Origin of the sequence: Bacillus nitratireducens (genome assembly GCF_001884135.1) — a bacterium.
Taxonomy (GTDB): domain Bacteria; phylum Bacillota; class Bacilli; order Bacillales; family Bacillaceae_G; genus Bacillus_A; species Bacillus_A nitratireducens.
The window spans coordinates 125,281-136,190 of the sequence record NZ_MAOC01000039.1 but is presented as its reverse complement, the minus strand read 5'-3'; the positions used below and the strand labels follow the sequence as shown (position 1 = coordinate 136,190).

General features: G+C 35.5%; 10 protein-coding genes and 1 tRNA gene. 10 read left to right on the top strand and 1 reads right to left on the bottom strand.

Translation table 11 applies throughout. From position 1 onward, the window contains the following. The 10 genes from BAU23_RS15380 (at nt 1) to BAU23_RS15335 (ending at nt 8,920) form a co-directional block, all read left to right on the top strand. Nucleotides 1–67: transfer RNA gene (locus tag BAU23_RS15380), tRNA-Phe, on the top strand. 283 nt (nt 68–350) lie between these two features. Beyond that, on the top strand, nt 351–1,058 hold the full coding sequence (gene walR, locus BAU23_RS15375) for a cell wall metabolism DNA-binding response regulator WalR (protein WP_000971867.1): 708 nt from the start codon (nt 351–353) through the stop codon (nt 1,056–1,058). Nucleotides 1,059–1,061: 3 nt separating this feature from the next. Further along, complete coding sequence (walK, locus tag BAU23_RS15370) at nt 1,062–2,897, top strand: cell wall metabolism sensor histidine kinase WalK (RefSeq protein ID WP_000755355.1); 1,836 nt, start codon at nt 1,062–1,064, stop codon at nt 2,895–2,897. Further along, on the top strand, nt 2,894–4,237 hold the full coding sequence (locus BAU23_RS15365) for a YycH family regulatory protein (protein ID WP_000061553.1): 1,344 nt from the start codon (nt 2,894–2,896) through the stop codon (nt 4,235–4,237). Before walK ends, BAU23_RS15365 begins: the two co-directional genes overlap by 4 nt. Then, complete coding sequence (locus BAU23_RS15360) at nt 4,218–5,054, top strand: two-component system regulatory protein YycI (RefSeq protein WP_000383744.1); 837 nt, start codon at nt 4,218–4,220, stop codon at nt 5,052–5,054. Before BAU23_RS15365 ends, BAU23_RS15360 begins: the two co-directional genes overlap by 20 nt. Further along, nucleotides 5,038–5,832, top strand: coding sequence for an MBL fold metallo-hydrolase (locus BAU23_RS15355; protein ID WP_071734772.1), 795 nt, complete (start codon nt 5,038–5,040; stop codon nt 5,830–5,832). The genes BAU23_RS15360 and BAU23_RS15355 overlap by 17 nt, the downstream gene beginning before the upstream one ends. 63 nt (nt 5,833–5,895) lie before the next feature. After that, nucleotides 5,896–7,083 (top strand): S1C family serine protease, encoded by a 1,188-nt coding sequence (locus BAU23_RS15350; RefSeq protein ID WP_000008027.1) that lies wholly within the window; start codon nt 5,896–5,898, stop codon nt 7,081–7,083. 53 nt (nt 7,084–7,136) lie between these two features. Beyond that, nucleotides 7,137–7,322 carry a CxxH/CxxC protein gene (locus tag BAU23_RS15345; protein WP_001052825.1) on the top strand — a complete coding sequence of 62 codons (186 nt, stop codon included), beginning with the start codon at nt 7,137–7,139 and terminating at the stop codon, nt 7,320–7,322. A gap of 59 nt (nt 7,323–7,381) precedes the next feature. Next, complete coding sequence (gene rlmH, locus BAU23_RS15340; protein ID WP_001027006.1) at nt 7,382–7,861, top strand: 23S rRNA (pseudouridine(1915)-N(3))-methyltransferase RlmH; 480 nt, start codon at nt 7,382–7,384, stop codon at nt 7,859–7,861. Nucleotides 7,862–8,041: 180 nt separating this feature from the next. Next, nucleotides 8,042–8,920, top strand: a complete 879-nt coding sequence (locus tag BAU23_RS15335) for a radical SAM/SPASM domain-containing protein (RefSeq protein ID WP_000713628.1) — start codon at nt 8,042–8,044, stop codon at nt 8,918–8,920. A 37-nt stretch (nt 8,921–8,957) separates the two neighbouring features. Here the strand turns inward: BAU23_RS15335 and pepF are convergent, their stop codons facing one another. After that, nucleotides 8,958–10,775 (bottom strand): oligoendopeptidase F, encoded by a 1,818-nt coding sequence (pepF, locus tag BAU23_RS15330; RefSeq protein WP_071734771.1) that lies wholly within the window; start codon nt 10,773–10,775, stop codon nt 8,958–8,960. Between the last annotated feature and the right edge of the window lie 135 nt (nt 10,776–10,910).

Genomic DNA, 10,910 nt, shown 5'->3' with positions numbered 1-10,910 from the left:
GTAGCTCAGTCGGTAGAGCAGAGGACTGAAAATCCTCGTGTCGGCGGTTCGATTCCGTCCCGAGCCACTCTCAGGATATTAAGTGGGCCCACTTAATATCCTTTTTATTTTGTCCAGTTTTACAAAAGTGGGTAGTTATTTTACAATAGAATGAGGAGCCTCTAGCAGTTGAAGCTAGAGGTTTTTCTATAGATCGTATAGGATTCCGTGAAAAAGTGGATCATACATGAGTCTATGAGAATAGAGGAGAAAATACTTAAACAAAGGGTGCGGTCATATAGGGACATACTATATAAACGTCAATGTGTTTAGGGATTATTGACCATATTTTTATAAGGAGGAAATAGACGATGATGGGAAAGAAAATTTTAGTAGTTGATGATGAAAAACCGATTGCAGATATTTTGAAGTTCAACCTAGAAAAAGAAGGTTTTGAAATTGTAATGGCGCATGATGGTGATGAGGCGATTGAAAAAGCAAATGAAGAACAGCCAGATATGGTTTTATTAGATATTATGTTACCGGGAAAAGACGGCTTAGAGGTATGTCGTGAAATACGTAAAAGCTCAGAAATGCCAATTATTATGCTTACAGCAAAAGACTCTGAAATTGATAAAGTATTAGGACTTGAGCTTGGGGCGGATGATTATGTAACAAAGCCATTTAGTACGAGGGAGTTACTTGCTCGTGTGAAAGCAAATTTACGTCGCCATCAGCAGGGTGGTGCTGCAGAGAAAGAAGAAAATACTGAAATGGTTATTGGACCAATCGTTATCAATTCGAATGCTTATAGTGTAACGAAGCGTGAAGAAAGCATTGAGCTTACACATCGTGAATTTGAATTACTACATTATTTAGCGAAGCATTTAGGTCAAGTTATGACTCGTGAACATTTATTACAAACAGTTTGGGGTTATGATTATTTTGGGGATGTACGTACGGTAGATGTAACAGTACGTCGTTTGCGCGAAAAAATTGAAGATAATCCAAGTCATCCTACTTTAATTGTAACTAGACGCGGGGTAGGGTATTACTTGCGTGACCCAGAACAGGAATAGTATATGAAGAAAGTTGGTTTTTTTCAATCTATTCATTTAAAATTTGTGCTCATATATATGCTGTTAATATTAATAGCAATGCAAGTAATTGGTGTATATTTCGTTAGGGAATTAGAAAAAAGCCTTGTAAAAGGTTTTCAAGATTCCTTAACGCAGCAAACGAATTTACTTTCTTATAACTTGAAGCAAGAGTTTGTAAAAGAACGTCCTAAAGCAGATTCAGTAGATAAAGCTATTAATGATTCGATTCAAAAATTTGCATCGGATCGTAAGAGAGATATTCAAGAAATAAGCGTAATTGATTCTACTAAAAAATTAATGGCAATTTCAGACGCGTCTAAGCAAAATAAAGTAGGACGAACGTCAGCAGACACAGCTGTACAACGGGTAATGGTACAAAAAAAACCAGAGTCAAAGGTTGAGAAAGACGTGAAAACAGGTCATCGGGTTCAAGTGATGATTACTCCTATTCTAAAAGAGCAAGAAGGAGAGGTACTTGGCGTCATTCGTATTGTTGCATCTATGGAAGATGTGTATAAACAAATGAAAGATATAAACCAAATTTTCGCGACGGGGACAGTAATTGCTTTACTAGTAACAGCTGTACTTGGGATTTTGTTGGCTCAAACAATTACAAGACCAATTTCAGATATGCGGAGACAAGCAATTGAAATGGCAAAAGGGAATTATTCGAGAAAAGTAAAAGTGCATAGCCATGATGAAATTGGACAACTAGCATTATCTTTCAATAATTTATCAAAAAAATTACAACAAGCCCGCTCTTCAACAGAGAGTGAAAGGCGCAAACTATCATCTGTTTTATCACATATGACAGATGGAGTAATTGCTACTGATCGAAAAGGTGACATCATTTTATTAAATGATCCTGCGGAAAAAATGTTAAATGTTTCGCGTGAAACGGCACTAGATCAATCTGTATTAGAAGTGTTAGGGATACAAGAAGAATTTACACTGGATCATTTATATGAAGAACCTGATTCAGTTTTATTAGATTTTAGTACGAGGAATGAACCATATATTTTACGTGCTAGTTTCTCTGTCATTCAAAAAGAAACAGGGAAGGCAAATGGTTTAATTGCTGTATTATATGATGTAACGGAGCAGGAGCGTATAGAGCAAGAGCGTCGTGAGTTTGTTGCAAACGTATCTCATGAGCTGAGAACACCGTTAACAACAATGCGCAGTTACTTAGAAGCACTTACGGATGGCGCATGGCAAGATCCAAATATCGCACCGCAATTTTTAACGGTTACACAAGAAGAAACAGAAAGAATGATTAGACTTGTAAATGCGTTGTTACAACTATCTAAACTAGATAGTACAGAACATCGCTTAATGAAGGAATGGGTCGACTTTACTGATTTCTTTAATAACGTTATCGATCGCTTTGAAATGTCTAAAGAGCAAAATGTAAGCTTCAAACGATCTTTCTCTAAAAAATCTCGATTTATTGATATGGATACAGACAAAATTACACAAGTGTTATATAACATTATTTCCAATGCATTAAAATATTCGCCAGAAGGTGGCACAGTAACATATCGCCTGCGTGACCGTGGTGAGTTATTAGAAATTAGTGTGAGTGATCAAGGAATGGGTATCCCGAAGGAAAATGTAGATAAAATATTTGAACGTTTTTACCGTGTAGATAAAGCTCGCTCAAGACAAATGGGTGGTACAGGTCTTGGATTAGCCATTGCGAAAGAAATGATTGAGGCACACGGCGGCTCAATTTGGGCGAAAAGTGAGGAAGGAAAAGGAACAACTATTTATTTCACACTGCCAATGGCAACTGATGAAGAGGACGATTGGGAATGAGTATGGAAAACTTTAAAACAATAGTTTTAATTAATTTAGTTGTTATTAGCCTATTTCTTACTTTTAACTTATGGACATATGTTCCCGATTCTACTTCGATACAAAATGCAAAATTTGTTCAAGGTAATGAAGAGATAAATCCAATAAAACTTTCGGAGGTTGTTCGCCCATCCTCTGTTATCGTTCATAAAGAGAAAAATCATTATGTGAGTGAAAACAAGAGTAATGTGGATTTAATTTATAGAATTCTTGAAAATGGAGAGTTACATGATTTAAAGGAAATAACAGGGACAGTTCCTAAAGGTGATTTTCTTTCGTATGTACATGGAGAGGAAAAAATCGAATTTGTTTTTCCTACAAACATTCCACTGGGTACGATTAAAAGTATGTTTAATTTTAAAGATAAAAACATAGAAGGTAATAGGAGTTTCAATCGTATTATAATTGATCCTTCTCGAAGTAAGGACCAAGAAATTAAAATTAGTTTTGTTTCCTATGATACTTATCCTTATCGTAAAATATATGAAGCAAAATTGAGTGGTGTTTACGTAAAGGATGTTATAAATGCTCAAAATCAACTTATAACAGTAGCGAGACCGTATTTTGAATATCAAATAAGTGATAGAAAAAAACTTTACTTACCAGATGGAATTACGGAATTAAGTGAGGTAGAGTATTTTGGATCTAAGTTAGATGAGGATACATTTAAAAATGCATTATTTAGTGATCCACGTTATTTAAGCCCTATTTCTGAGAAATCAAAGAAAACATTTACAGATGGTATACGTTCTATGGAAATTGATCAGTCAAATGCAATGTTGAAATACAAAAACTCCGCTGTACATAGTGATGAATCTATGGATAATGCAGCACTTTTACAAAAAAGTTTTGACTTTGTAAGTGGGCATAGTGGTGCGTTAAAACTCTATCGTTTTGATTATATTAATAAAGGGAAAACGTCCTTCCGTTTTTATGAGGAGGGGTTGCCTGTATTTAATAGCGATGGAATGGCGGAATTAAAGCAAGCATGGGGTTCAGGTGAAATCATGCAGTATGAAAGATCCTTTTTTGATCCAAGTTTCAAATTACCTAGTAAACAACTAACAACTTCTCTTGCATCGGGTCGTACAGTGATGACATCATTAGAGAATAATCCGCAAATTGATAAAAATTCAATTCAGGATGTTGGAATTGGTTATAAGTTATCATTGGAAGATTCCATTAACGAAGGAAAAAACATTATTTTAAAGCCAATATGGTATGTAAAATGTGAAGAAAATGGTAAGCAAAAAATATTTGAATGGAGTGAGGGGGGACTAAATGGATTGGGATCGAATTAAAACCATATTTATTGTGACCTTTTTTGTTTTAGATCTCTTTCTTATCTTTCAGTTCATTCAAAAGCAAGATAGTAATCAATTGGAACTTGTGACAGAAACAAAAATTGATCAACAATTAAAAGAGTCTAAAATTACTATGGGGAGTTTTCCTAAAGAGCCGAAAAAAGAGTCGTTTATTATGGCGAAAAATAAAAGCTTTAAGGAAGAAGATGTGCAGTCTTTAAAAAATCAAACGGTGCATCTGCAAGAAGAATATAAGATAGAAAGTAAGTTGAAAGAACCATTTTTAAATGCAAAATCATTATCAAAGGACAAGTATAATGATTTCTTAAAAAACTACGTGCTTGATGGGCAGAAATACGAGTTTGGGGCAATGAAAGATTCAAAAATTTATTTCTTTCAAAAGTATAAGGATAAGCCGATTTTCTACAACAATCATGCAATGATTGTTGTAGATTTGAATGAAAAAAATGAGCTTGTTTCGTATACACAAACAATGTTAACGGATTTGAAGGAAATGGGCGAAAGTGAAAAAACGAAAGAACAAGAAATTATCACTGCTCAAACAGCTTTAGAAAATATATATGTAAAAAATAAAATTGCAGAAAATACGCACGTGAAAGAGGCGCAGATTGGATATGCGACTCTAGCTGAATCTTCTTCTAATATACAAGTGCTTGCTCCAACGTGGAACTTAAAGACAGAGCAGAAAAAGGACTATTTTGTGAATGCAATTGAAGGACAAGTTATGGAATTAGGGGAAACTCAAGTGCCGGAAGAACATAATGGAGTGAGAAAGAATGAGTATGCACTTTAGTGTACTTGCAAGTGGAAGTACAGGGAATATGCTATATGTAGGAACAGATGAAAAAAAATTGCTCGTTGATGCAGGTTTAAGTGGTAAAGCTACAGAGGCCTTATTTAAGCAAGCTGAACTGAATATAAATGACATATCAGGTATTCTTGTAACACATGAGCATAGTGACCACATTAAAGGATTAGGTGTATTGGCGCGTAAATATGATTTACCTGTTTATGCGAACGAGAAAACATGGAATACAATGGAACATTTAATAGGTAATATCCCAACTGATCAAAAATTCATTTTCTCAGTAGGAGACGTGAAAACATTTGGAGATATTGAAGTTGAATCATTTGGTGTTTCTCATGATGCGGCAGAACCGATGTTTTATGCTTTTCATAACAATAATAGAAAGTTAGCTCTTATTACAGATACGGGCTACGTAAGTGACCGTATGAAAGGTGTTATTAAGGGAGCGAATGCTTTCGTATTTGAAAGCAATCATGATGTGGAAATGCTTCGTATGGGACGATATCCATGGAGTATTAAACGACGCATATTAAGTGATGTAGGTCACGTTTGTAATGAGGATGCTGCATTAGCGATGGCGGATGTTATTACAGACGAGACAAAACACATTTATTTAGCGCATTTAAGCTTAGATAATAACATGAAAGAATTAGCGCGTATGTCTGTATCACAAGTATTAGAAGAAAAAGGTTTTGGGGTTGGAGAATCCTTTGAAATACATGATACAGATCCAAAAATGCCTACGAAAATTCAATACGTATAATTCTTCATTTTAGTAAACAATAAGGGTGAATATAGTTGTTTTCAGGAAGATAGGTGAACAAATATGTCCTTTATTGATGAAGAAAAATATCGTATTAAACGTGCAGGGAAAAAGAAACATAAAGGTATTGTTATTTCTAGTATAGCGGGAACAATTGTAGGGGCTTCATTATTTGCATTTGGAGCGCCTTTATTTTCAAATCATGAAGGTAAGCTTCCGCAAGTTGAAGCAAGTGAAAAGAATATGGCTGAAGCTCAAAGCGGAAATGTGTCTGTTAAACAAGTTAGCTTTGTAGACGCTGTTGATCGTGCTTCAGAGGCTGTTGTTGGTGTTATTAACATTCAACGAGACGATTTTTCAGAGGCTGATTCGGAAGCTGGTACAGGTTCTGGTGTGATTTATAAGAAAACAGATGGACATGCGTATATTGTAACGAATAACCACGTTGTTGCTGGGGCGAATCGTATTGAAGTGAGCTTAAGTGACGGTAAGAAAATTCCAGGTAAAGTATTAGGAACCGATGTAGTCACAGACTTGGCGGTACTAGAAATAGATGCGAAGCATGTGAAGAAAGTGATTGAAATTGGCGACTCTAATACCGTTCGTAGAGGAGAACCAGTTATTGCGATTGGAAATCCACTTGGGCTACAATTTTCCGGAACTGTCACACAAGGTATTATTTCGGCTAATGAGCGTATTGTTCCTGTAGATTTAGATCAAGATGGGCATTACGATTGGCAAGTAGAAGTATTGCAAACAGATGCGGCAATTAATCCAGGTAATAGTGGTGGAGCGCTTGTAAATGTATCTGGACAATTAATAGGTATTAACTCAATGAAAATTGCAGCAAAAGAAGTAGAAGGAATTGGACTAGCTATTCCAGTTACGAGAGCTGTTCCTATTATGAATGAACTAGAAAAGTACGGTAAAGTAAGAAGACCTTACGTTGGGATTGAACTAAGATCATTAAATGAGATTCCGAGTTACTATTGGTCAAAAACGTTACAATTACCAGGTAACATAACAGAAGGAGTCTGTGTTTTAGATGTGAAAAGTCCTTCTCCAGGTACGGATGCGGGTCTTAGAGAACATGATGTTATTGTGGCGGTAGATGGAAAAGCGGTGCACGATATTATTGGGTTCCGCACGGCCTTATATAATAAAAAAATTAATGATAAAATGACTCTTACGTTTTATCGTGGTACAAAAAGAGCGACAACAACGGTGAAATTAGGCATTCAAAAGTATTAAAAACAGGAGGGCCTACCTCCTGTTTTCTATTGTAGAAAAGTGAGGTGAAGAATATGAATTTACCTTGTTGTTTAGAACATGTTGAATTAGCATTAGACATCATTGTGGATGAGTGTGAAGTTGCACCGGTTATTAACAATGTGGATAACTCTGAAGAAGAGAAAAAAACATGTGAATTTTGTCAAAATGAGGCGACATATGTTGTATCGAACACAGATTCTCACACAATATGTGGGTAACGTTTGTGGATATGTGGATAAGTGCTGTGGATAACGTGTTTGTAAGGTGGGGAATAGATGTGAATATCTCGATTATTTCAATCGGAAAATTAAAAGAAAAATACTTAAAACAAGGTATAGCAGAATACTTAAAACGATTATCTTCTTACGCAAAAGTAGAAGTAATTGAATTGCCAGATGAAAAGGCACCAGAAAATTTAAGTGAAGCAGAAATGTTAATTGTAAAAGAAAAAGAAGGCATACGTATACTGGATAAAATTTCTGATGATACGCACGTTATTGCGTTAGCAATAGAAGGAAAACAAAAATCATCAGAAGAATTTGCGGTAAGTCTAGATCGCCTTGCTACATATGGAAAGAGTAAAGTAACGTTTGTAATTGGTGGATCACTTGGACTTAGCTCAGAAGTAATGAAGCGTTCAAACGAATCTCTGTCTTTCTCAAAGATGACATTACCACATCAATTAATGCGATTAGTATTGCTTGAGCAAGTGTATAGAGCATTTCGTATTAATCGCGGTGAACCGTATCATAAATAAATTTTTCATTTGTATATAAAGAATAAAAAAGACCATTGGACAAAAATCACCGATGGTCTTTTAAACATTAATAGATGGTATGTAGATTTCCTAAAATAAGTATGTTTCTATTTCTAAAAAAATATGCTGTAATATGAAGAGGAAAAAAGTATAAGTAGTCAGAGAAGTGAGGAATTAAAGGTGAAGAAGTTTAAGAAGTTTTACTTGGAGATTACAAGTGTATGTAATCTTGCGTGCAGCTTTTGTCCGCCGACGGAAAGACAGAAGCAATTCATTTCTGTAGAGGATTTTGCTAAAAGATTAGACCAAATTAAACCTCACACAGACTACATTTATTTGCACGTGAAAGGTGAGCCGTTGCTCCATCCGAAAATAGATCAACTATTAGATTTAAGCCATGAAAAAGGGTTTAAAGTTAATATTACAACGAACGGAACGTTAATTAATAAGAGAAGGCATAGACTGTTAAATAAGCCTGCGTTAAGACAAATGAATTTTTCACTGCACAGTTTTGATGGACACCCAGGATCGCAAGATAAAGAGGGTTATGTAAGAAGTATACTTTCTTTCATTAGAGAAGCAACGAGTCAATCGGATTTAATTGTTTCACTAAGATTATGGAATTTAACTCAGGATAATAAAACAAATGCTGAAATCCAGAAAAATAGGGATTTATTATCCATAATTGAAAATGAGTTTGATCTATCCTATCAAATTGAAGAGAAGCTTACACCAGGAAAAGGTATAAAAATTGCAGAACGTGTATTTATCAATCAAGATTATGAATTCCAGTGGCCGGCATTGCATGAAGAAGAGGATGATGGAAAAGGATTCTGTCATGGTCTTCGAAATCAAGCAGGTATTTTAGCGAATGGAACGGTTATTCCTTGTTGTTTAGATGGTGAGGGAATTATTAACCTCGGGAATATTAATAGTGACTCATTTTCTAACATTATAGAAGGTGAAAGAGCAACAAACATTGTCGATGGATTTTCGAAAAGAGTTGCGGTAGAAGAACTATGTAGAAAGTGCGGATACCGCAAAAGATTTGGAAAGTAAATAAAGAATAAGCCCTCATAAAGCGAGGGCTTATTTTTTATTCTTGATAAGAGCGCTCTAATTCATCAATTAAGGAACCGACGTAAGAAACAGCTTTACGGATTGCATCTGGTTTTGACATATCTACCCCGGCATGTGTCATTAATTCAAGTGGTTTCATCGTACCACCAGCGCGAAGTACATCTAACCAGCGATCAACGGCAGGTTGCCCTTCCTCTTTAATCATTTGAGCTACCGCAGTAGACGCAGTGAGGCCGGCGGAATAGGTGTAAGAATATAATCCCATATAATAATGAGGTTGACGCATCCATGTTAAACCAGCGCCTTCATCAATTTCTACGGAATCTCCCCAGAATGTCGAAAGGACCTTTGTTTTTATTTCAGTTAAAGTTGTAGCTGTGAGTGCTTGCCCTTCTTCTGCTAGGGTATATACTCGTCTTTGATATTCTCCCTCAAGTAGATGGGTAACGAAGTTGTGGTAATATGTGCCGAGTAGTTGCAGAATAACCCATCTGCGCATTCTCTTATCATCGGTAGTCGCTAGTAAATGCTGGGCTAATAGTAATTCATTCATCGTTGATGGTGCTTCAACAAAGTACATAGATGGACGTACATTCATAATGCGCTGATTTTTATTGGCTAAATAAAAATGACCAGCATGTCCAAATTCATGAGCTAATGTGAAGCATCCACGCATCGTATTTTGCCATGTAATTAAAATGTAAGGATGGGAACCATACGGGCTAGAGCAGAAAGCACCTGTTGATTTACCTATATTATCTGCAAGGTCTACCCATCTTTCCTTAAATCCTGTTTCGATAATCGTATTATATTCAGGTCCTAATACTTTTAAAGATTCTTGAATTAATTTACCAGCTTCATCGTATGTGATGGTTGGATTAAATTCAGAATCTAACGGTGCGTGTAAATCGCAGAAGAGCATTTGATCGAGACCTAATACTTTCTTTTTTAAATCTGCAAAGCGGCGCATATGAGGCGCTAATTCGTTATAAATAATATCTAGTTGGTTGTTATACATTTCAAGTGGAACTTTTTGAGGTTCTAAAAGCATATGGGTAACAGACTCGTACTTACGTAAACGAGAAAGTGTCACTTGTTTTTTTACTTCAGTAGCATACGTTGTTGCAACTGTATTTTTATATCGTTTCAATGTGGAAATAAATGATGAATACGCTTCTCTACGTATATATGCGCTTGGAGAAAATTCATACTTACTTTCAAATAATGCAAACGATACAGGCAAATCATTTCCTTGTTCATCTTGTATAGAAGGGAAATCCATATCGGCTAATTTAGTCATGCCGTAAATTTTGTAGGGAGAACTATGAACTTCACCGAGTGCAGCAAGAGCTTCTTCTGTTTCAGGAGAGAGCGTGTGCTGCCTTTTTTGTAGTATTTCTAGTAACGATTTACGGAAAGGCTCAAGTTTTGTTTCCTCAGTTAAATATTTTTCAATTGTTCCTTCTTCAAAAGAGAGAATTTCGTTATGAATAAAGGATAGTGCGGTATGTACTTTCGTCCCTAAAGCGGAAATTTTGGAAGAGTTCGCTTGAATAACTGGATCTGTACGATCAGCGGATTCTTTTAAATTTGCATATGTGCCGAGTTTTGTTAATTTCATTAGAAGCTCTTCTTCTAAAAGTAGGCAATTTAATAAGGTAGCGGGGCCAGTGTGTAATTGTCCTTTAAATGCATCGAGTCTTTTTATATCATTTTCTAATACATTTAGTGCAGTGTGCCATTCATCATCAGACTTATACAAATCAGAAAGATCCCATGTTAGTTCAGTAGGAACTTCCGCGCGAATAAGGCGTTTCTCAATTACATGTTTCATTTAATGTATCCCCCTTATTTTAAGTATCTAAAAATATAATACTAGAAAATTCAGTGAAATGAAAATATTTTACATTTTTATACATGAAAAAGAAGGACAAGCATAAAAAATACTTGTCCTTCGAGTTAAATTTAA